We start from the raw sequence: 21319 nt of genomic DNA on the forward strand, positions 1-21319 counted from the left end.
AGGTACGCCGGGCGGGGGCCCGGCGGGAGGGCATTGCCGTGGCGCCGTGGCAGGCTTGGGGGCCGGCCCCTCCTTGATCGCCTAGACCTCGCGGGAGCGCTGACCGTGGACCAGTTGGCCCTGTTGTTCATGCTGTTGCTCGGGGCCGTGGTGAGCGTCCCGGTGGGGGACCGCTTCGGGCTGCCGGCACCGGTGCTGATGACGCTCCTCGGGATCGCGCTGGCCGTGCTGGACTTCGTGCCCGACGTGGACATCCGGCCGGACCTGATCCTGCCCCTGCTGTTGCCGCCGCTGCTGTACGCGTCGGTGCGGCGGACGTCCTGGCGACAGTTCACCGCCAACAAGCGGCCGATCTTCACGCTGGCCGTGGCGCTGGTGTTCCTCACCACCGCGGCGGTGGCGGTCGTCGCCAACACGATCGTGCCGGGGCTGCCGCTCGCCGCCGCCGTGGCGCTGGGCGCGCTCGTGGCACCGCCCGACCCGGTCGCCGCGACCGCCGTGGCGGGACAGCTCGGGCTGCCCCGCCGGCTGGTGTCGATCCTGGAGGGCGAGGGGCTCTTCAACGACGTGACGGCCATCGTGCTCTACCACGTCGCGATCGCCGCCGTCGTGAGCGGGTCGTTCTCGCCGTGGCGGGCCGGGCTCGACCTGGTGCTGTCCGCCGTCGTCGCGGTCGCCGTGGGGTTGGGCCTGGGGTGGGCCGCGAACAAGCTGATGGACCTGCTCGGTGACGCCACGCTTCAGGTCGGGCTGACGCTGCTGGTGCCCTACGCCGCGTACGTACTGGCGGAGGAGCTGCACGGCTCCGGTGTGCTCGCCGTGCTCACCACCGCGCTGTTCCTCGCGGAGTACGCGACCGACGCCGACGACGTCATGACACGGCTCGCCGGGCACACGTTCTGGGACGTGGTGGACACGCTCGTCACCGGGGTCGCGTTCGGACTGATCGGGCTGGAGCTGCACAACGCGATCCGGACGGCGGCCGGACGGTGGGGGGAGATGCTCGGGTGGGCGGCCGCGGTCGTCGCGGTCGTCGTGCTCGTACGGCTGGCGTGGCTGTTGCCGGCGACGTGGCTGACGAAACGGCTGCACGCGAAACGGGACTACGACGAGGAGATCCCCACGTCGTGGCGGGAGACCGTCGTGATGTGGTGGTCGGGGATGCGGGGGGTCGCCTCCGTGGCCCTCGCGCTGGCGGTTCCGCTGAAGATGGACGACGGGTCGCCGTTCCCCGACCGGGACGAGATCGTGTTCATCGCGTTCGGCGTGATCATGGCGACGCTCGTGCTGCAGGGACTCACGCTGCCGTGGCTCGTCAGACGGCTCGGGGTGCGGGCCGACGCGGACGTGGAGAAGGCCTTCGAGAAGGAGCTGGCGATCCGGGCCGCCAAGGCCGCCAAGCGGAGACTGAAGGAGATCGAGGAGGTCGAGGAGCTGCCGGAGGAGGTGTCCGAACAGTTGCTGCGGCGCGCCTTCGACATCGGGACGCGGATCAGTCCGGACCTGGGAGACGAGGAGCGGCGCGAGGCGTACGAGCAGCGGGCACGACGGATCAAGCGGATCCGGCGGATCCAGGCGGAGATGATGAGCGCGGCCCGGCACGAGGTGCTGTCCGCGCGCAGTGAGCCGGGGGCCGACCCGGAGATCGTGGACCGGGTGCTGCGGCATCTGGACGTGCGCAGCCTGCGCTGACGGGAGGTTGGGTGGCGGGTGGTCCGGTCGGTGATCGGTCGGGTCAGCCGCGGCCCGGTCCGGTGCGCGGGGGGCCGGGGGAGTGGGCGTGGTTGTGGCGGGTGGTCGCCGCGCCGTCGGGTTCGGTGTGGGCCGGGCCGGGGAGCTGCCCGGGCGGCAGTACCGCTTCCGCTGTGTTGACGCGGGGGAGGGCATGGGGGTGCTGCTCGGTCAGCCACCGGATCATCCGCTCGCGCACGGTGACCCGTACCGTCCAGATGTCGTCCGCGTCCTTGGCGGTGACCAGGGCGCGGACCTGGATGGTGTTCGGCGTCGAGTCCGTGACCGCCAGGCCGTAGTCACGGCCGTCCCAGGCCGGGCACTCCCGCAGGATGTCCCGCAGCTCCTCCCGCATGGCCTCCACCGGCGCGCTGTGGTCGAGGTGGAAGAAGACGGTGCCGGTCATCTGGGGGGTGCCGCGCGACCAGTTCTCGAAGGGCTTCGAGGTGAAGTACGAGACCGGCATGGTGATCCGGCGCTCGTCCCAGGTCCGGACCGTCAGGAAGGTCAGGGTGATCTCCTCGACCGTGCCCCACTCGCCGTCCACCACGACCGTGTCACCGAGACGCACCATGTCGCCGAAGGCGATCTGCAGTCCGGCGAAGAGGTTCGCGAGCGTGGACTGGGCGGCGACACCGGCGACGATGCCGAGGATGCCGGCCGAGGCGAGCAGTGAGGCGCCGGCCGCGCGCATCGCCGGGAAGGTGAGCAGCATCGCGGCGATCGCGACGACGCCGACGACCGCGGTGACCACCCGCTGGATCAGCGCGACCTGCGTGCGCACCCGGCGCACCCGCGCCGGATCGCGGTGCGTGTTCGCGTAGCGGGAGTACGAGGTGTCGACGACCGCCGTCGCGATGCTCACCACCAGCCAGGCGGCGGCGCCGATCAGGATCAGGGTCAGGGTCCGGCCGATGCCGATCCGGTGCTCGACCAGCAGCTTCGCCTCGTCGTAGGAGCCTCTGAGCAAGGCCGCGAACAGGACCAGCTGGAAGGGGATGCGGCCGCGACGGAGCAGACCCCACAGGGAGGTCTCGCTGTGACGGTCGTCCACCCGGCGCAACAGGCGGTCCACGGACCACCCGATGAGCAGTGCGAGCACGACCGAGCCGCCGACGACGATCACCGGGCGCAGTACGTTCTCCATGCCTGAGAACGTAACCGGCCGCGGGCGGTCATGAACATGTGTTCTCGGGATGGAACGGGGTACGCCCCGCGCCCGTCACTGTCGGTGCCGGCTGGCACCATGGGACTCATGAACATCATGCTCTTCCACTCGACGTACGGTCTGCGGCCCGCGGTGCGCGCGGCGGCGGACCGGCTGCGGGCCGCGGGACACGAGGTGTGGACGCCCGACCTGTTCGAGGGGCGCACCTTCGAGACCGTCGAGGAGGGCATGGCCTTCAACGACGGGATCGGCAAGGTCGAGCTGCTCAAGCGCGCGGTCCTGGCCGCTGCGCCCTATTCGGACCGCGGTCTGGTCTACGCCGGTTTCTCCCTCGGAGCCTCCCTGGCGCAGACGCTGGCCCTCGGCGACGAGAAGGCCCGCGGGCTGCTCCTGCTGCACGGCACCTCGGACATCGCGGAGAACGCGTCGGTGGACGAACTGCCGGTCCAGCTCCATGTCGCCGAGCCGGATCAGTTCGAGACGGACGACTGGCTGGGCGCCTGGTATCTGCAGATGCGGAGAACCGGCGCCGATGTGGAGATCTATCGGTACGCGGGCGCGGGCCATCTGTACACCGACCCCGGACTGCCCGATCACGACGCCGAGGCGGCCGAGGCCACCTGGAAGGTGGCGCTCGGCTTCCTCGACAGCCTCTAACCGCAGCGGCAGCGGCACCCGCAGCCGTGCCGTCTCCCGTCGCGGCGGCGGTCGGCGGTGGTCAGGAGTCCGCGACCCGGGTCTACACCGGGTCGTAGGTCCGCTCCACCGTCTGTGACCCGGTCAGTGTGCGGTACGAACGGGACCAGGACGAGGTGGCGTTCGGGTTCGCGCGGTCGGAGATCACGTAGTAGTCCATCTGCGCCCGGGTGGCGGTGACGTCCAGGACGCCGTACCCGTGACGGTCGGTGTCGACCCAGTGGACGTGCCGGTTCGCCGCGCGGATCACGGGGGAGGCGATCGCCGACACGACACCCTCGGGGACCTTGACGATGTCGTCGAGGTTGTCGGAGGTCATCGAGGTGACCACGAACTCCGTGGCGGCGGAGGGGGACAGCGGGTAGGTCCCGGCGTCCACCGGCACGTCGTTGGCCCACGCCATGTGGATGTCACCGGTCAGGAAGACCGTGTTGCGGATGGCCTGGGAACGCAGGTGCGCGAGGAGTTCGCGGCGGTCGTCCGTGTACCCGTCCCACTGGTCGGTGTTGAGGGCGATGCCCTCCTGGGGCAGACCGAGCAGCTTGGCGAGCGGCTTGAGCAGGTCGGCGGAGAGGGACCCCACCGCGAACGGCGAGATCATCACCGAGTTGCCGACCAGCCGCCAGGTGGTGTCGGAGGCCTTGAGGCCGGACTTCAGCCAGTCGAGCTGCGCGCGGCCGGTGATCGTACGGTCCGGGTCGTCCACCGAGCCGCTGGCCGTGGACGCCTGCTGGGACCGGAAGGAGCGCAGGTCGAGCAGCGAGAGGTCGGCGAGCTTCCCGAAGCGCAGTCGGCGGTAGGTGGTGCCCTCGATCGCCGGGCGGACCGGCATCCACTCGAAGTAGGCCTGCTTCGCGGCGGCCTGCCGGGCGGTCCAGGTGCCCTCGGCGCCCTCGGTGTGGTTGACCGCGCCGCCCGACCAGGCGTTGTCGGCGAACTCGTGGTCGTCCCAGATCGCGACCACCGGAGCCCGGTGGTGCAGGGCCTGGAGGTCCGGGTCGGTCTTGTAACGGCCGTGCCGGGTGCGGTAGTCGGCGAGGGTGAGGATCTCGCCCGCGGGAGCGTGCGGCCGTACGACCGTGCCACGGGTCCCGTACTCGCCGGACTTGTACTCGTAGATGTAGTCGCCGAGGTGCAGCCAGGCGTCCAGGTCGCCGCGGGCCGCGAGGTGGCGGTAGGCGGAGAAGTAGCCCGCCTCCCAGTTGGCGCAGGAGACCACGCCGAAGCGCAGGCCGGCCACGGGGGCGTCGGCGGCCGGTGTGGTGCGGGTGCGGGCGACGGGAGAGTCGGTGCCGCCCGCGGAGAAACGGAACCAGTAGTCGGTGGCCGGTTCCAGGCCGCGGATGTCGGCCTTGACGGTGTGGTCGGAGGCGGCCGTCGCGGTGAGGGAGCCCTTGGCGACGATCGTGGTGAACGCCTTGTCCTTGGCGACGGTCCAGCCGACCTCGGTGTCCGGACCGGCGCCGGAACCGGGTATCGCCGCGGAGGTGGGTGTCACCCGGGTCCACAACAGGATGCCGTCCGGGAGCGGGTCGCCCGAGGCGACGCCGTGCAGGAAGGCGGGGGCCTCGGCGGCGCGCGCCGGCAGGGCGGCCGCGAGGGGGGCGGCGAGAACGGCGGTGGCGGCCGCGGCCTTGACGACCGTACGGCGGCGCGGGGCGCGGGAGTTGAGGGCGCCCGAGGGGTCGGATGAGCTGTAGCGACTGGTCACGAGCGGTCAGGTTACCGACCGGTACGCACAAAGAGCGGGCGAACCGAGAAAGTTCGCCCGCTCTTCGGCTGTTGGACGATTTCGGTCCGGTGCCCCGATGCGGGTGGCGCCCCGGCCGGCCGTCCGAGGGGTCAGGCGGCGAGCGCCTTGTCCATGGCCGTGCTGAAGTCGGCGACGGTCATCGGCGCGTTCTTGCCGTCGGAGCCCGTCAGCGTCTTGCCGTCCATCTTCAGGGTCGGGGTGCCCTGGACGCCGCTCTTGTTGAACTTCTCGGACATGTCGAGCGCCCACTTGTCGTAGGTGCCGTCCTTCACGGCCTTCTGGAAGGCCGCGTTGCCCTTGAGGGCGGAGACGGTGTCCGCGACCTTGATCAGGTAGTCGTCGCTCTTGAACTTGTCGTCCGTCTCCTCCGGGTGGTACTTCGCCGAGTACAGCGCGGTCTTGTACTCGAGGAAGGCCTCGGGGCTCACGTTCAGCGCGGCGCCCATGGCGCTGAGGGCGTTCTTCGAGCCCTCGCCCGGGCTGCCGTTGTCGATGAACGTGGCGCCGACGTACTCGATCTTGAACTTGCCGTCGTCGTAGTCCTTCTTGACGGTGCTGCCGACGGTCTGCTCGAACTGGGCGCAGATCGGGCAGCGCGGGTCCTCGTACATCACCAGGGTCTTCTTGGCGGTGCTCTTGCCGAGCACGACGGTGGTGCCGTCGGCGCCGGTGGTGTTGGCCGGCTTGACGAGCTTGTCGTCCTTGGCCGCTTCCCAGTACCCGGGCTTGTTGTTCTGCACGACCGCGTAGCCGACGCCGCCCGCTATCGCGAGGACGGCGACGATGCCGCCGGCCACGATGACCTGGCGCTTGATCCTGTCCCGCTTGGCCTGGCGCTCGCGCTCGATGCGCAGCCTCTCGCGCGCCGCCGACTTGGCCGTCTGGCTGTTCCGCTTGCTCATGTTGGTGATCTCCATGGGGGCGCGTACTCGTCGTACGCGGAATACGTGAAGGGGGACCGCTGGTGCTCAGGTGCTGTCGCTCATCAGAGGAGCGCGGCCGAGCGGGGCGGGCCACGCCGTCCCAGTGAGTGCACGAACAGGCGCGTACGGGAGGGGGCGCTCCGGCGCGCGGGGCGCGGGAGCGGGCGCGCCGGGGCCAGCCGTACGGTCACCGCGGCGACCGCGATCAGCAGCGGCCGGAAGGTGGACGCGGCCACGGCGCGCAGCAGCTGGTCCAGGGCCCGCTCGCCGCGGCGCAGCCAGGCGGCGGCGAGAAGCCCGATGCAGACGTGCGCGGCGAGCAGCAGCCAGGCGGCGGCCGGGTCGGCGTGCACGAGCAGGGTGGCGGCGTGGTCGTCGCCACCGGTCACCCGGGCCAGCGGGGCGCCCACGCCGCCACCGCACAGCACGTCCAGACCGACGGCGCGCAGCGGGCCCGCGACCGGGCCGCCCGACCTGCCGTAACAGACGTGCTGGCCCGTGGTGAACACCGTGTCGGCGGCCAGTTCGAGCGGGATGAGCAGGGCTGCGATCCGTCCGAAGCCGCGTTCGCGGCCCGCCAGCGTGTACGCGATGACGAAGACGGCGGCGGTGATCGCGGCCACGGTGCCCAGCGGCAGCGCGACCCGGGACAGCAGCACGTGCGACGCGGCGGAGAGCGTCACGACGACAGCCGTGAACAGTGCCGCGCGCACGGCTCTGAGCTGGGTCCCGGATATGTCCATAGCGGAGCCGAGTGTCCCACGCGCTCCCGTAAGAGCCCCCTAAAGGGTTCCTATGCGTTACGGGAGCGTTGTGAGTCCGTCGTCGGCGTGCCTACAGGCCGGGGATCCGGCCGTTGCGGAACAGGTCCACGAAGATCTGGTGGTCACCGCGCGCGCGTGCGCCGTAGCTGTGCGCGAAGTCGACCAGGAGGGTGGCGAAGCCCTCCTCGTCGGCCGCGATCGCCGCGTCGATGGCCCGCTCCGTGGAGAACGGAACCAGCTCCGAGTGGCCGCTCTCGTCGTCGGCCGCCGCGTGCATCGCGGCCGTGGCCCGGCCGAGGTCCGCGACGACCGCGGCGATCTCCTCCGGGTCGTCGATGTCGCCCCAGTCCAGGTCCACCGCGTACGGCGAGACCTCGGCGACGAGCTGGCCCGCGCCGTCGAGCTCGGTCCAGCCCAGCCACGGGTCGGCGTGCGCCTGCAGCGCGCGCTGCGAGATCACCGTGCGGTGGCCCTCGTGCTGGAAGTAGTCGCGGATCGAGGAGTCCGTGATGTGCCGGGAGACGGCCGGGGTCTGGGCCTGCTTGATGTAGATCACGACGTCGTTCTCCAGCGCGTCGCTGTTGCCCTCCAGCAGGATGTTGTACGAGGGCAGACCTGCCGAGCCGATGCCGATGCCGCGGCGGCCGACGACGTCCTTCACGCGGTACGAGTCCGGGCGGGTGAGCGAGGACTCGGGGAGCGTCTCCAGGTAGCCGTCGAAGGCGGCGAGCACCTTGTAGCGGGTGGCCGCGTCCAGCTCGATGGAGCCGCCGCCGGGGGCGAAGCGGCGCTCGAAGTCACGGATCTCGGTCATGGAGTCGAGCAGCCCGAAGCGGGTCAGCGAGCGGGCGTCGCGCAGCGCGTCCAGCAGCGGGCCCTCGGCGGTGTCCAGTGTGAAGGGCGGCACCTCGTCGCTCTTGGCGCCGGTGGCGAGCGAGTGGATGCGCTCGCGGTAGGCGGTCGCGTACACCGTGACCAGCTCGGTGATCTGGTCGTCGCTGAGCGCCTTGGCGTAGCCGATGAGCGCCACGGAGGCGGCGAAGCGCTTGAGGTCCCAGGTGAAGGGGCCGACGTACGCCTCGTCGAAGTCGTTCACGTTGAAGATCAGGCGGCCCTGGGCGTCCATGTACGTGCCGAAGTTCTCCGCGTGCAGGTCTCCGTGGATCCACACCCGGGAGGTCCGCTCGTCCAGGTACGGGCCGCCCCGCCGGTCGGCCTCGAGGTCGTGGTAGAAGAGCCCCGCCGTGCCCCGGTAGAACGCGAAGGCGGAGGCCGCCATCTTGCGGAACTTCACGCGGAACGCGGCCGGGTCGGCGGCCAGGAGCTCGCCGAAGGCGGTGTCGAAGACGGCGAGGATCTGCTCGCCGCGTTGCTCGGCGCTGAGCTGCGGGACCGACATCGCTGGGTGCCTCCTGGTGCAGGTGGTGCGTGACATGAGGGAAGGACGACAGGGCCGTCCGTCCGGGACGGACGCCTTCGTCCTCCCAACGGACGAAGGTACGCGGGAGTGCCCGCGTTCCCCGCACGAAGGTACGGCCGATCCGGCCGCCCGTCACCCGGCCGGCACCGCCCCGGGACGCCTCCGCGCACCTCGCGTCGCGGTGTTCACTCCGACGTGTCAGTCGCGCGTCATAGACTTCGACGCTGTCCCCCCAGACTGTCGCCGATCGTTCTTCTTGGAGGCCGAAACCGTGTCGAAGCCGCCGTTCACGCACCTGCACGTCCACACCCAGTACTCGCTGCTGGACGGTGCCGCGCGGCTCAAGGACATGTTCGATGCCTGCAATGAGATGGGCATGACACACATCGCCATGAGCGACCACGGCAACCTGCACGGGGCGTACGACTTCTTCCACACGGCCAAGAAGGCGGGCGTCACGCCGATCATCGGCATCGAGGCGTACGTCGCCCCGGAGTCCCGGCGCAACAAGCGCAAGATCCAGTGGGGCCAGCCCCACCAGAAGCGCGACGACGTGTCCGGTTCGGGCGGGTACACGCACAAGACGATCTGGGCGGCGAACCGGACGGGACTGCACAACCTCTTCAAGCTGTCCTCGGACGCGTACGCCGAGGGCTGGCTCCAGAAGTGGCCCCGGATGGACAAGGAGACCATCTCCCAGTGGTCCGAGGGGCTCATCGCCTCCACCGGCTGCCCCTCCGGCGAGCTCCAGACCCGGCTGCGCCTCGGCCAGTTCGACGAGGCCCTGAAGTCGGCCGCCGAGTACCAGGACATCTTCGGCAAGGACCGCTACTTCCTGGAGCTGATGGACCACGGCATCGAGATCGAGCGCCGGGTCCGCGACGGCCTCCTGGAGATCGGCAAGAAGCTCGGCATCCCGCCCCTGGTGACGAACGACTCGCACTACACGTACGCGCACGAGGCGACCGCGCACGACGCCCTGCTCTGCATCCAGACCGGCAAGAACCTCTCCGACCCGGACCGCTTCCGCTTCGACGGCACCGGTTACTACCTGAAGACGACGGACGAGATGTACGCCGTCGACTCCTCCGAGGCCTGGCAGCAGGGCTGCGCCAACACCCTCCTGGTCGCCGAGCAGATCGACACGAGCGGCATGTTCGAGGCGAAGAACCTCATGCCGAAGTTCGACATTCCGGAGGGGTTCACCGAGGTCACCTGGTTCAAGGAGGAAGTCCGGCTCGGCATGGAGCGCCGCTTCCCCGCAGGCGTCCCCGAGGACCGCCAGAAGCAGGTCGAGTACGAGATGGACGTCATCATCCAGATGGGGTTCCCGGGGTACTTCCTCGTCGTCGCCGACTTCATCATGTGGGCCAAGAACCAGGGCATCGCGGTGGGCCCGGGCCGTGGTTCCGCGGCCGGCTCGATCGTCGCCTACGCCATGGGCATCACCGACCTCGACCCGATCCCGCACGGCCTGATCTTCGAGCGGTTCCTCAACCCGGAGCGCGTCTCCATGCCCGACGTCGACATCGACTTCGACGAGCGCAGGCGCGTCGAGGTGATCCGGTACGTGACCGAGAAGTACGGCGCCGACAAGGTCGCCATGATCGGCACCTACGGCAAGATCAAGGCGAAGAACGCCATCAAGGACTCCGCGCGCGTACTGGGCTACCCGTACGCGATGGGCGACCGCCTCACCAAGGCGATGCCCGCCGACGTCCTCGGCAAGGGCATCGACCTGAACGGCATCACCGACTCCTCGCACCCCCGCTACAGCGAGGCGGGCGAGATCCGCGCGATGTACGAGAACGAGCCGGACGTCAAGAAGGTCATCGACACCGCCAAGGGCGTCGAGGGACTGGTCCGGCAGATGGGCGTGCACGCCGCCGGCGTCATCATGTCCAGCGAACCCATCGTCGACCACGCCCCGGTGTGGGTGCGGCACACGGACGGCGTGACCATCACGCAGTGGGACTACCCACAGTGCGAGTCGCTCGGCCTGCTGAAGATGGACTTCCTCGGCCTGCGCAACCTGACGATCATGGACGACGCCGTCAAGATGGTGAAGTCCAACAAGGGCGTCGACCTGGACCTGCTGGCCCTCCCGCTCGACGATCCGACGACCTTCGAACTGCTCCAGCGCGGCGAGACCCTCGGCGTCTTCCAGTTCGACGGCGGCCCCATGCGCTCCCTGCTGCGCCTGATGAAGCCCGACAACTTCGAGGACATCTCCGCCGTCTCGGCGCTCTACCGTCCCGGCCCGATGGGCATGGACTCGCACACGAACTACGCGCTCCGCAAGAACAAGCTCCAGGAGATCACCCCGATCCACAAGGAGCTGGCGGAGCCCCTCGAAGAGGTCCTGGCCGTCACCTACGGCCTGATCGTCTACCAGGAGCAGGTGCAGAAGGCCGCGCAGATCATCGCCGGGTACTCGCTCGGCGAGGCCGACATCCTGCGCCGCGTGATGGGCAAGAAGAAGCCCGACGAACTGGCGAAGAACTTCGTCCTCTTCCAGGAGGGCGCCCAGAAGAAGGGCTACAGCGCCGAGGCCATCCAGGCCCTGTGGGACGTCCTGGTCCCCTTCGCCGGCTACGCGTTCAACAAGGCGCACTCGGCCGCGTACGGCCTGGTCTCGTACTGGACCGCCTATCTGAAGGCGAACTACCCGGCCGAGTACATGGCCGGTCTGCTCACCTCGGTCAAGGACGACAAGGACAAGTCCGCGATCTACCTCAACGAGTGCCGGCGCATGGGCATCAAGGTGCTGCCGCCCAACGTCAACGAGTCCGAGCAGAACTTCGCCGCGCAGGGCGACGACGTGATCCTCTTCGGCCTCTCCGCCGTCCGCAACGTCGGCACGAACGTCGTCGAGTCGATCATCAAGAGCCGCAAGGCCAAGGGGAAGTACGGCTCCTTCCCCGACTACCTCGACAAGGTCGAGGCCGTCGCCTGCAACAAGCGCACCACGGAATCGCTGATCAAGGCCGGCGCGTTCGACACCATGGGGCACACCCGCAAGGGCCTCACCGCGCAGTTCGAGCCGATGATCGACAACGTGGTGCAGGTCAAGCGCAAGGAGGCCGAGGGCCAGTTCGACCTCTTCGGCGGCATGGGCGACGAGGACACCAGCGAGCCCGGCTTCGGACTCGACGTCGAGTTCACGACCGACGAGTGGGACAAGGCCTATCTGCTCGCCCAGGAGCGGGAGATGCTCGGTCTGTACGTCTCCGACCACCCGCTGTTCGGTCTGGAGCACGTGCTGTCCGACAAGGCCGACGCGGGCATCTCCCAGCTCACCGGCGGTGAGCACGCGGACGGTGCCGTCGTCACCATCGGCGGCATCATCTCCGGCCTCCAGCGCAAGATGACCAAGCAGGGCAACGCCTGGGCGATCGCCACCGTGGAGGACCTCGCGGGCTCCATCGAGTGCATGTTCTTCCCCGCGACCTACCAGCTGGTGTCCACCCAACTCGTCGAGGACGCGGTCGTCTTCGTCAAGGGGCGCCTCGACAAGCGCGAGGACGTGCCGCGCCTGGTCGCGATGGAGCTGCAGGTCCCGGACCTGTCCAACGCGGGCACCAACGCGCCCGTGATCCTCACCATCCCGGCGCTGAAGGTCACCCCGCCGATGGTCAGCAGGCTCGGTGAGATCCTCAGCCACCACAAGGGCGAGAGCGAGGTGCGCATCAGGCTCCAGGGCCCGCGCAAGACCACCGTCCTGCGGCTCGACCGGCACCGGGTGAAGCCCGACCCGGCCCTCTTCGGCGACCTGAAGGTCCTGTTGGGCCCGTCCTGCCTGGCGGGCTGAGACCGGGGGGACAGAGGTATGCGAGGGGCGCATCCAAGACCGGATGCGCCCCTCGGTGTATGCGTGGGCTGCAACAGCCCTTACGTGTGGCCTCAGTTGTGGCCGAAACGCTTCTGGTGCTTGCGGGCTACGTCCGCCGGGCTGCCCTGGGACTGCGGCATCGGCGTGTGTGCCTCCGTCGAGGACCGCTGCGCCTGCTCCTGTCCGCGTTCGGTCTGCGAGGAGCGGTCCTGCTGGCTGCCCTGCTTGCGGTTCTTGTTCTTGGCCATGGTGATTGCCTCCTGAGGGGCCCGAGGGGTCAGGGCCGGATCCAGATTCACATAGCCTGACAAGCAGTGCATTTCGGAGAATTACCGTGCGTAATAAGCCCTGTCGGAGCGTTGTCCCCCGATACGCCACGCCGAAGATCGAGTTCGGGCCGTTAACCTCCGCGGCGTCGGGCAGACTCGAAGGAAGCCCGAAGCAAACCTCCCGGAAACCGGAAAGAGGGTGGACCCCGTGGACCGCTGCATCGTCCTGGTGGACGCCGGGTATCTGCTCGGTGCTGCCGCCAGCCTCCTGGCCGGGGAGCCCTCGAGATCCCGGATCACCGTCGACCACGGCGCCCTCATCCAGGGGCTGCGCGAGCGGGCCGAATCCGACACGGAACGGCCCCTGCTGCGCATCTACTGGTTCGACGGCGCCCCCGACCGCGTACCGCAGCCGGAACACCGCAGGCTCAGGGTGATGCCGCGGGTGACGGTACGCCTCGGCGCGCTGACCCGCAGCGACGGACGGTGGGCGCAGAAGGGCGTCGACGCCGCCATGCACGCCGAGCTCACCGAACTCGCCCGCAACCGCGCCTGCTCCGACGTGGTCCTGGTGACCGGCGACGGAGATCTGCTGCCGGGCATGATGGCCGCCAAGGAGCACGGTGTCGCCGTGCACCTGTGGGCCGTGCAGGCCGCCGACGGGGACTACAACCAGTCCGAGGACCTGGTCGCCGAGGCCGACGAACGGCGGGTGCTGGACCGGGCCTGGATCACCAAGGCCGTACGGGCCAAGGAGATCGGCGGGATCTGCGCCCCACCGCCCGCGCCGCGGCCCGAGATCGCCGCGATCCTCTCCGCGCCGCTGCCCGACTCCTCGCTCGCCGGTACCGCCGAGCGCCCCGCCCAGGACGTGGAGCACGGTCCGGCCGCCGAGTCGCAGAACGGCGCCGAGGAGCGTGTTCCCACCCCCAAGGGCGTCCCCACCCCCAAGGACCTCGCCGCACTGCGCGCGCCGGGCGTCCAGGCCGCCCAGCCCCCCACCAGCGCCACCCTGCGCTGGTCCTCCGACAAGGGATGGGTCGAGCGGCCGGGGGGCACCACGGAGTCCGGCGAGGCCGCCGCACTGCCCACGCTCGCCCAGCTCACCTCGGCCGAGCAGCGCTGGGCGGACCGGGAGGAGGACATCACCACGGTCGGCGGCGACCCGTACGAGGTCGGACAGGTCTTCGCGCGCCGCTGGATGGGGCGGCTGACGGACCAGAGCCATCTGCAGAAGCTGTCCACCATGTACCCGCGCGTCCCGCACCGTGTCGACGGCGAGCTGCTGCGCTACGCCGCGCGGTTCGGACTGCTCGCGCACAAGGACGACCAGATCGACGAGCACGACCGCTATGCCATCCGGGCGGGCTTCTGGCGCGAGATCGACGTGCGTACGGCCGCGCAGCACGCCCCCGCCGGGGAGTGAACCGGGGAGCCGCCCCACCCCGCCCGTCCCTCCGCCGCGGCCGGCCGGGCTCCGGCCACCCGGCCCCCCGGGCCCGTGGAGGAGCCCGCCCGGTCCGGGTCCCCGGCAGGGCCGGCCGAGCGCACGCCGGGCTGGAGAGTCGGTCCAGCGCCGCTCGGGACCGGACCGGGGCGAGGGCCCCGGGCGCATAACGGGGCATCGGACCCCGTAGGCTCGTCCTTCGTGAGTACGCGCACGGCACAGGCAGTCCGGAACGGACACGGGGGCGGTCTCGTGTGCGCGGTACGCGCGCTGACCAAGACCTATCCGGCCGTCCGCGGACGCCGGGGCGCCCCCGGCACGCCCGAGGTGAGGGCCACCGACGGGGTGCGGCTGGACATCCGGCGCGGCGAGATCTTCGGGCTCCTCGGACCGAACGGCGCCGGCAAGTCGACCCTCGTCCGCCAGCTCACCGGACTCATGCGGCCCGACAGCGGCAGCGTCGAGATCCTCGGGCACGACATCGTCCGCCACCCCGAACGGGCGGCGCGGATCCTCGCCTACCTCGGACAGGAGTCCACCGCTCTCGACGAGCTGACCGTGTCGCTGGCGGCGGAGACGACCGCACGGCTGCGCGGACTGGAGCTGCGTCAGGCACGGGCCGAGCGGGACGCCGTCCTGGACGAGCTGGGCCTGACCGCGCTGGCCTCCCGCCCCCTGAAGAAGCTGTCGGGCGGGCAGCGGCGGCTCGCGTGCGTCGCCGCCGCACTCGTCGGGGAGCGGCCGCTGCTGGTCCTCGACGAGCCGACCACCGGAATGGACCCCGTCGCCCGGCGCGCCGTCTGGGCCGCCGTCGACCGCCGCCGGGCCGAGCGCGGTACGACCGTGCTGCTGGTCACCCACAACGTCATCGAGGCCGAGACCGTCCTCGACCGGGTCGCCGTCCTCGACCGCGGCCGCGTCATCGCCTGCGACACCCCGGCCGGTCTGAAGGAGCGGGTCGCGGGCGAGGTCCGGGTCGAACTCGTCTGGCGCGAGAACGCCCCACTGGACGTGCCCGAGGTCGCCGCGCTGCGCTCACGGGCCGTCGAGTCGGGCCGCCGCTGGACCCTCCGGCTCGCGCCCGACGAGGCCCGGGCGGCGGTCGCCACGGTCACCGGCGGGGCCGCCTTCGCCGCGCTCGACGACTTCACACTGGCCACGCCGAGCCTGGAGGACGTGTACCTGGCGCTCGGTGGCGACACGCAGGGGCTGGTCAAGGCATGAGCACGGGGGGCCTGGAATCCGTAGGGGAGTCTGTACGGACGGGGAGGGGTGTCATGGGCGTGCGCAACAGGGACAGGACGGCTGCCGGAGCGAAGAGGAGCAGCTCGACGTGAGTGTCGTACCCGCCGAGGTGCTGCCGGGCAGCGCGCTGCCCGTGGCCGAGGAGATCGGCGACGCCGTGGAACTCGGGCCGAGGGCGCGGCTGTGGCCCTCCCTCGCGGCCGTGTACCGGGCCCAGCTCTCCCGGGCACGGGTGGCGCGGATCCCGCTGTTGTTCGTGGCCACCTTCCAGTCCGTCGGGATCATGATCCTGATGCGGGGCGTGGTGGACGGCGGGGGCGAGGCGCGGGCCGTGGTGGCCGGGGCGACGGTCCTCGTGGTCGCGTTCGTCGCGCTCAACCTCCTCGCGCAGTACTTCGGGCACCTGCGGGCCGGCGGTGGCCTCGACCACTACGCGACCCTGCCGGTGCCGCCCGCGGCCGTCGTGCTCGGTGCCGCGGGCGCGTACGCGTCCTTCACCGTGCCGGGGACCGTCGCCACCGCCGTCTTCGGCTGTGTGCTCTTCGGGCTGCCGATGGCCCATCTGTGGGTGCTCGTGGCGGTGATCCCGCTCGCGGGCGCGGCGCTCGCCGGGCTGGGGGCGGCGCTCGGGCTGCTCGCGCCGAGGCCGGAACTCGCGACGCTGCTGGGACAGCTGGGCATGTCCGCGGCGCTGCTGCTGGGGGTGCTGCCGGCCGACCGGCTGCCCACGGTCGTGCGGTACGGGCGTGATCTGCTCCCCTCCACGTACGGCGTCGAGGCCTTCGCGCGGACTTTCGGGGCGCACCCGGACTGGACCTTCGTCCTCGCCGACCTCGCCGTCTGCGCGGGTGTCGGCGTCGCCTCGCTGGCCGTGGCGACCTGGGCGTACCGCCGGGCGGCCGTCCGGTGACGCGGCCGACAGCCGGGCCTGGCACGATGTCAGGGTGACCGCACCGCTGACTCCGCCTCCGCCGCCGCATCATCAGCCCTCGGACAACGCCCACGGGTGGCAGGCCCCGCCCGCCGTCGCCGGCGGGTACGCCGGGTACGAGAAGGACGGGCCCGGGACGACGACCGAAATCCTGGAGGCCGCCGTCGTCACGGTGGCGGTGGCGCTGGCGGGGGTGCTGTTCGGCGTGCTCTGGTGGTGGCTGGCGCCGCACGTGCCCCTGGTCGCGGACGACACGGCCGTGTACCTCAAGGACACCGAGGGGGAGCAGGCCATCGGGGTGGACGGGACGTTCGCGCTGCTGGCGCTCGGGTTCGGGGCGGTCAGCGCGGCCGTGGTGTTCCTGGTGCGGCGGCGCGGGGGTGTGCCGCTGGTCGTCGGGCTGGCGGTCGGCGGTCTGCTCGGCTCGGTGCTCGCCTGGCGGCTCGGCGTGTATCTGGGGCCCACGCAGAACGTGGTCGCCCACGCCAAGGCCGTGGGCAAGGGGGTGACCTTCTCGGCGCCGTTGAAGCTCGGGGCGAAGGGGGCGTTGCTGGCCTGGTCGCTGGGGGCGTTGCTGGTGCATCTGGGGCTGACCGCGCTGTTCGGGCCGCGGGATCCGGATCCCTACGAGAGTCCGTATTCGTCTTTGCCGCCTGTGCCTCCGGCGGTTTGAGGGTGTCCACCGGGCGGGGGTTCTTCGCCCCCGCCGGCCCTACCCGTCCCGTCCCGGGGGTTCCGCCCCGGACCCCGCCAGGGGCGCCGCGCCCCCTGGACCCCCGCGTCGCCCGAAGGGCTCGTCCTCAAACGCCGGACGGGCTGGAGATGCGCGCCCGCCCTGAAAGGGTGCGGACGGCCCGCGCGTGAAGGCCGGGGCAGGTGTTTCAGCCCGTCCGGCGTTTGAGGACGAGGCCGTTCAGGCCGAGCGGGGGCGGCCCGCCCCCTGAGGGCTGCCACCCCCGCGGGTCGGCTCAGTGGCGTGCGACGGGTGCGCGTACCGCGTCCGTGAGTGTGGCGAGGTCGTCGGGGGCGAGCTCGACCTCCAGGCCGCGCCGGCCCGCCGAGACACAGATCGTCTCGTGCAGCCGGGCGGACGCGTCCAGCACCGTACGGAGTCTCCTGCGCTGGCCCAGGGGCGAGATGCCGCCGCGGACGTAGCCGGTCGTGCGTTCGGCGGCCGCCGGGTCCGCCATCGCGGCCCGCTTCCCGCCGACCGCCGTGGCCAGGGCCTTCAGGTCCAGGGAGCCCGCGACCGGGACCACCGCGACGACGAGGGCGCCGTCCACGTCGGCGACCAGGGTCTTGAAGACCCGGTCGGGGGAGACGCCCATCGCCTCGGCCGCCTCCTCGCCGTAGGAGGGGTGCGCGGGGTCGTGCTCGTAGGCGTGCACCGTGTACGCGACGCCCGCCGCCGTCAGGGCGACGGTCGCGGGGGTGCCCCCGGACTGCTGCTGTTTCTTCGGCTTCTTCGCCATCGGCCTTCCCGGCTGCGCGAGGGGTGTCAGTTCAGGCTCGTCGGGCCGCGTGTCAGGTCCGACGCAGGCAGTGACGGCAGGTTACGGATGATCGCGGTCTCGGCGCGCAGGAGTTTCAGCTCCTCGCGGAGACGGGCCGCGGTGTCGGAGGCCTGGAGCAGCTTCTGCTTCGCCGGGATGTCCAGCATCGCGGCGGCCGCCACCAGGTAGGAGACCACCGCCGGTTCGTCCGGGAGGTCGGCGCCGGTGGACAGGGAGCGTTCGCGGGCGCCCGCGAGCCGCTTCTGGTACTGGCGGAAGGCGCGCAGGACACCTTCGGCGAGCGCGCCCGCCTCCTCGCCCGGTTCCTCGGGCAGTTCCTCCAGCTCGGCGGTGAGGAACGCGCCGGAGGCCTCCACGGACAGCAGCCGGACCCGTGTGGTCCCGGTGGCCAGTACCTCGAAGCTGCCGTCGGCGCGCTCCCGGATGGTCGCGGCGTCCGCGATGCAGCCCACCTCGTGGAAGGCGAGGAAGGGGTTGTCGCCGAAGCCGGCGGCCGGCCCGCGGACGGGTACGGCGGTCTGGTCCGGCATGCCGGGGCCGCTCGTCGCGACCTCGTGGCCGTCGCGGATCGCGACGACGGCGAACCGGCGCGGTTCGTCCTCGGGGGTCTTCAGCAGCTCGCGCATCATGGCGCGATAGCGCTCCTCGAAGATGTTCAGGGGCAGCACGAGCCCCGGGAACAGTACCGAGTTCAGCGGGAAGAGGGGGAGCCGGACGGTGGTCACGACGGGCAAGCCTAATGGTCGCCGGAGGGAGCGCGTCCGCCGTGCTCACTCCGTGGATGTACGGGCATGCGGGACGCGACCTCCAGACGTACCCCGTCGCGCAGTTCCAGGAACTGGCCCAGAGGGTCGTCCGAGACCCGGTCCCAGGGGAACGAGGTGGCGTAGGGGCCGATCAGACGGAGCTGTTCCAGGGCGTCCGTCCAGCGCTCCAGCCTGATCAGGACGTAGGTGAGCAGGTTGCGGACCTCGGCGGGCCAGGGGTCGCTGGGCCCGTAGGCCGCCGAGACCGCGATGGCGAGGTCGGCCGCCGCGTCGAGCCGTTCGCGCCGCACCACGGCTCCGCCGCCCTCGGTCAGGAACGCGAAGGCGGCGCGCACCGGCAGGGCCTGCACCAGGGAGCCGGGCAGCGCGTCCTGGGCGGCACGCTCGGCGAAGTCGAAGCACTCGTGGTGCGAGCCGTACCAGGCGGCCGAGAGGTACTTCAGGGCGGCGACGTGGCATCCGTAGTGGTGGGGGGAGCGGCGTACGGCCTCGCCCCACAGCTTCTCGAACTCGGTGTGCCCGGCGTTGGTCCCCCTGGCGTGGTCGAGTGCGATCCGCCACGGCACCGGGTCGTGCGGGTCGCCCTCGGCGGCGGCCGTGATCAGCGGGCCGACCTGGCGCAGCAGCTCGGCGCGGGCGGGCGAGTCCCACCAGCGGCGCACCGCGAGTTCCGCCTTGACCAGCAGCGCGTCCGGGTCGTGCGGGGAGTCGCCCTGCCAGGCGTCGAGCCATTCGCCGCGGCAGCGCGCGAAGGCCGCGAGACGCATCGTGTAGCGGTCGCGGTTCTCCCACTCGGCGGCCTCGCGGGTGGTGGCGAGCAGCTTGGCGGTGGTGCCGTACTCGCCGCGGCCCGCGTCGACCAGGGCCGGGCCGAGCCGGTCGTCGGGGGCGTCCAGCAGCACCTCGTCGTCGCCGGGCAGCCCGGAGGTGAGACGCGGGGAGTTCCGGGCCATCCGGGCCGTGCGGATGAGCGCGCGCAGCAGTGCCATGGTATCGACCATTGAAAGACGCAGGTCGGGGCTGTGCCAGAGGGGGCGCGGTGAAGCTTTCGTAACCGCTGATTGGTTGTACGCCGAACAGTCAAGAATGGGCAAATAGTGCCCGTTTCTCGGCTATTGAACCCTGGCCAACAGTGGCGGTCGTGCCCCGGTCGCGGTCGAGTCAGCTGCGCCTCAGCAGCCGGGTCGCTCCCGCCGCCACCGTCGTCGCCAGGATCCAGCCGAGCAGGATCACCACGGCGGCCAGCCACTGCCAGCCGCCGCGCAGCTGCCAGACGCCCACCTGTCCGAGGTCGATCACGGGCAGCAGCAGGTCCAGGGCGAACAGCGCGGCGTTCCACGGCGGATGTCCGCCGTCGTCGACCGGCGGATGGCTCGCGTGCGAGAAGGCGATCGACGTCGCCGCCCAGAGCACCGCCATCCACAGGGCGGCGCGGCCGGGCCGGTACCCGTAGGCGACCGTCCAGTCCTGCGCGTACCCCCACAGCTTGGCCGCGAGCGGCAGGGTCTCGCGGCGGCGCCGCTGCTTGGCCAGCAGCACCTCGCGCGCGTCCTCGTCCTCGCCGGAGTCACGCAGCACGGTGGCCAGCCGTTCGTACGGCTCCGGGCTGTACTCGGCGGTCGCCGCCGCCACCCACTCCAGGCGCCGCGTCAGCGGGAACGCGCCCTGGGGCACGAGGTTCTCGTAGCTGAAGCCGCCCATGTGCAGATTGCCCGGCCGGGGCCAGCTGTCCGCGCGGTCGACCAGGTTGACGACCCGCGCGCCGGACAGGACGACCTTGCCCCGCTCGGGCCGCTCGCCGAGAAAGCGCAGTTCCGGCGTCTGCACCCGCAGCAGCGACAGCTCCTGGTCGTCGTCGAAGGTGAAACGGGCACGCTCGAAGTCGACCGCGTCCCCGAACCGCCCGTCGTCCAGCCGTATCCCGCCCCGGCACTCGAACCGCTGCACGAGCGTGCCGCGCGCCGGGGTGGTCCCGCTCGTCAGCCAGGGCGCCCCGACGGCCGCGGGTGTCATGTACAGCGTGCGGTTGACGGTCAGCTGGGGGGCGTTCAGGGCGAGCCGGGTGTACGGATTGCTCAGGTTGCTGCCGCGCAGACTGAGCGAGACGCCGACGGTCGCCCCGCGCAGGCTCAGCTCGCCGTGCGACTCCAGCATCTCCGCCTGCAGGTCCTGACCCACGAACATGCCGTCGCCGGTGATCGAGCGGCCGCGCCGGTCCCGGTAGACCACCGCCTGGTTGAGCATCAGGTCGGTGCCGATGTGCGCGTCGGTCAGCCGCACGCCGTTGTGGAACCGGCAGCGCGGCAGATGCAGGTCGCCCTCCGTGTGCACCCGGGCCGCCTCCAGGCGCGGCACCGAGCAGTCGACCAGGCGCACGGTGGTGAAGCGGGCCTCCGGCAGCAGGATCTCCTTCTCGAACCGGCAGCCCTTCAGCTCGACGTACGGCACCACGGTGCCGCCGGCGAGGTCCAGCACGTCGGAGATCTGCACGCCGGTCAGCTTCAGGGAGGCGACCCGGCCCTGCAGGGCGGGCGGCCCGTCGAGCAGCAGCCACGCCACGATCCGGGCCCGCACACTGCGTTCGGGCCCCCAGGGGTGGCCGCCGTGCGGATCGTCCACGGCGGTGTCCCCGTCGCGCAGGTCGTACACGCTGCCGTTGCGGAAGGCCTGCCACATCCCGGCCTCGGCGGCGGTCAGCTCGTCCGGCAGGTCCCCGGCGCGGAGGCCGGCACCCTCGGTCACGGTTCTTCCCTTCCTCCCCAGCTACTCGCGGGTTTCGTACATCCGTTCATGCCCGCTGTGTGACAGGCCGAACGCTACTGGTGACGGGGATGTCCAGGGGGTGACACGGCTGGCTTG

General features: G+C 71.3%; 17 protein-coding genes. 7 read left to right on the forward strand and 10 right to left on the reverse strand.

Annotated features, from left to right (window positions below):
* Nucleotides 1-105 precede the first annotated feature (105 nt).
* Nucleotides 106-1692 carry a Na+/H+ antiporter gene (locus tag GFH48_RS29165; protein ID WP_153291085.1) on the forward strand — a complete coding sequence of 529 codons (1587 nt, stop codon included), beginning with the start codon at nucleotides 106-108 and terminating at the stop codon, nucleotides 1690-1692.
* 43 nt (nucleotides 1693-1735) lie between these two features.
* Here GFH48_RS29165 and GFH48_RS29170 read toward each other — a convergent pair whose 3' ends face one another.
* The gene (locus GFH48_RS29170; RefSeq protein ID WP_153291086.1) at nucleotides 1736-2878 is read right to left on the reverse strand and encodes a mechanosensitive ion channel family protein; all 1143 of its coding nucleotides are present in this window, start codon (nucleotides 2876-2878) and stop codon (nucleotides 1736-1738) included.
* Nucleotides 2879-2986: 108 nt separating this feature from the next.
* On the opposite strand from GFH48_RS29170, the gene GFH48_RS29175 reads away from it, so the two are divergent.
* Nucleotides 2987-3556 carry a dienelactone hydrolase family protein gene (locus tag GFH48_RS29175; protein ID WP_153291087.1) on the forward strand — a complete coding sequence of 190 codons (570 nt, stop codon included), beginning with the start codon at nucleotides 2987-2989 and terminating at the stop codon, nucleotides 3554-3556.
* Nucleotides 3557-3638: 82 nt separating this feature from the next.
* On the opposite strand, the gene GFH48_RS29180 is transcribed toward GFH48_RS29175, so the two are convergent.
* The 4 genes from GFH48_RS29180 to GFH48_RS29195 all read right to left on the reverse strand — a co-directional run bounded on the left by GFH48_RS29180 (nucleotide 3639) and on the right by GFH48_RS29195 (nucleotide 8434).
* A complete protein-coding gene (locus tag GFH48_RS29180) occupies nucleotides 3639-5306 on the reverse strand; it encodes an alkaline phosphatase D family protein (protein WP_153291088.1) in 1668 nt (555 codons plus the stop codon).
* Nucleotides 5307-5437: 131 nt separating this feature from the next.
* A complete protein-coding gene (locus tag GFH48_RS29185) occupies nucleotides 5438-6250 on the reverse strand; it encodes a DsbA family protein (RefSeq protein ID WP_153291089.1) in 813 nt (270 codons plus the stop codon).
* 83 nt (nucleotides 6251-6333) lie between these two features.
* Nucleotides 6334-7014: a hypothetical protein gene (locus tag GFH48_RS29190; RefSeq protein WP_153291090.1), complete on the reverse strand. Its 681-nt coding sequence runs from the start codon at nucleotides 7012-7014 to the stop codon at nucleotides 6334-6336.
* Between the two features lie 91 nt (nucleotides 7015-7105).
* A complete protein-coding gene (locus GFH48_RS29195; protein ID WP_153291091.1) occupies nucleotides 7106-8434 on the reverse strand; it encodes a DUF2252 domain-containing protein in 1329 nt (442 codons plus the stop codon).
* Nucleotides 8435-8726: 292 nt separating this feature from the next.
* Between GFH48_RS29195 and dnaE the strand changes: the two genes are divergently transcribed.
* The gene (gene dnaE / locus GFH48_RS29200) at nucleotides 8727-12266 is read left to right on the forward strand and encodes a DNA polymerase III subunit alpha (protein WP_153291092.1); all 3540 of its coding nucleotides are present in this window, start codon (nucleotides 8727-8729) and stop codon (nucleotides 12264-12266) included.
* Between the two features lie 92 nt (nucleotides 12267-12358).
* Here dnaE and GFH48_RS38685 read toward each other — a convergent pair whose 3' ends face one another.
* Complete coding sequence (locus tag GFH48_RS38685; RefSeq protein WP_194280712.1) at nucleotides 12359-12535, reverse strand: hypothetical protein; 177 nt, start codon at nucleotides 12533-12535, stop codon at nucleotides 12359-12361.
* A 229-nt stretch (nucleotides 12536-12764) separates the two neighbouring features.
* On the opposite strand from GFH48_RS38685, the gene GFH48_RS29205 reads away from it, so the two are divergent.
* The 4 genes from GFH48_RS29205 to GFH48_RS29220 all read left to right on the forward strand — a co-directional run bounded on the left by GFH48_RS29205 (nucleotide 12765) and on the right by GFH48_RS29220 (nucleotide 16852).
* A complete protein-coding gene (locus tag GFH48_RS29205; protein ID WP_153291093.1) occupies nucleotides 12765-13982 on the forward strand; it encodes an NYN domain-containing protein in 1218 nt (405 codons plus the stop codon).
* Between the two features lie 222 nt (nucleotides 13983-14204).
* Complete coding sequence (locus tag GFH48_RS29210; protein WP_194280713.1) at nucleotides 14205-15227, forward strand: ABC transporter ATP-binding protein; 1023 nt, start codon at nucleotides 14205-14207, stop codon at nucleotides 15225-15227.
* A 109-nt stretch (nucleotides 15228-15336) separates the two neighbouring features.
* Nucleotides 15337-16158 (forward strand): ABC transporter permease, encoded by an 822-nt coding sequence (locus tag GFH48_RS29215; RefSeq protein WP_194280714.1) that lies wholly within the window; start codon nucleotides 15337-15339, stop codon nucleotides 16156-16158.
* Between the two features lie 34 nt (nucleotides 16159-16192).
* Nucleotides 16193-16852: an AAA family ATPase gene (locus GFH48_RS29220; RefSeq protein WP_153291094.1), complete on the forward strand. Its 660-nt coding sequence runs from the start codon at nucleotides 16193-16195 to the stop codon at nucleotides 16850-16852.
* Between the two features lie 295 nt (nucleotides 16853-17147).
* Here the strand turns inward: GFH48_RS29220 and ybaK are convergent, their stop codons facing one another.
* The 4 genes from ybaK to GFH48_RS29240 all read right to left on the reverse strand — a co-directional run bounded on the left by ybaK (nucleotide 17148) and on the right by GFH48_RS29240 (nucleotide 21202).
* Entirely contained in the window at nucleotides 17148-17651 is a 504-nt protein-coding gene (ybaK, locus tag GFH48_RS29225; protein WP_153291095.1) for a Cys-tRNA(Pro) deacylase, read from the reverse strand.
* 26 nt (nucleotides 17652-17677) lie between these two features.
* The gene (locus GFH48_RS29230; protein WP_153291096.1) at nucleotides 17678-18418 is read right to left on the reverse strand and encodes an LON peptidase substrate-binding domain-containing protein; all 741 of its coding nucleotides are present in this window, start codon (nucleotides 18416-18418) and stop codon (nucleotides 17678-17680) included.
* 11 nt (nucleotides 18419-18429) lie between these two features.
* Nucleotides 18430-19449: a hypothetical protein gene (locus GFH48_RS29235; RefSeq protein ID WP_153291097.1), complete on the reverse strand. Its 1020-nt coding sequence runs from the start codon at nucleotides 19447-19449 to the stop codon at nucleotides 18430-18432.
* A 172-nt stretch (nucleotides 19450-19621) separates the two neighbouring features.
* Nucleotides 19622-21202: an oxidoreductase gene (locus GFH48_RS29240; protein ID WP_153291098.1), complete on the reverse strand. Its 1581-nt coding sequence runs from the start codon at nucleotides 21200-21202 to the stop codon at nucleotides 19622-19624.
* Nucleotides 21203-21319 lie beyond the last annotated feature (117 nt).

Origin of the sequence: Streptomyces fagopyri (assembly GCF_009498275.1) — a bacterium.
Classification (GTDB): Bacteria; Actinomycetota; Actinomycetes; order Streptomycetales; family Streptomycetaceae; genus Streptomyces; species Streptomyces fagopyri.

What these genes read in the sequence shown, in the direction of transcription:
- GFH48_RS29170 (WP_153291086.1), bottom strand. Translation starts at nt 2,878, where the DNA reads ATGGAGAACGTACTGCGCCCGGTGATCGTCGTCGGCGGCTCGGTCGTG.
- GFH48_RS29175 (WP_153291087.1), top strand. Translation starts at nt 2,987, where the DNA reads ATGAACATCATGCTCTTCCACTCGACGTACGGTCTGCGGCCCGCGGTG.
- GFH48_RS29185 (WP_153291089.1), bottom strand. Translation starts at nt 6,250, where the DNA reads ATGAGCAAGCGGAACAGCCAGACGGCCAAGTCGGCGGCGCGCGAGAGG.
- GFH48_RS29190 (WP_153291090.1), bottom strand. Translation starts at nt 7,014, where the DNA reads ATGGACATATCCGGGACCCAGCTCAGAGCCGTGCGCGCGGCACTGTTC.
- GFH48_RS29195 (WP_153291091.1), bottom strand. Translation starts at nt 8,434, where the DNA reads ATGTCGGTCCCGCAGCTCAGCGCCGAGCAACGCGGCGAGCAGATCCTC.
- GFH48_RS38685 (WP_194280712.1), bottom strand. Translation starts at nt 12,535, where the DNA reads ATGGCCAAGAACAAGAACCGCAAGCAGGGCAGCCAGCAGGACCGCTCC.
- ybaK (WP_153291095.1), bottom strand. Translation starts at nt 17,651, where the DNA reads ATGGCGAAGAAGCCGAAGAAACAGCAGCAGTCCGGGGGCACCCCCGCG.
- GFH48_RS29235 (WP_153291097.1), bottom strand. Translation starts at nt 19,449, where the DNA reads ATGGCACTGCTGCGCGCGCTCATCCGCACGGCCCGGATGGCCCGGAAC.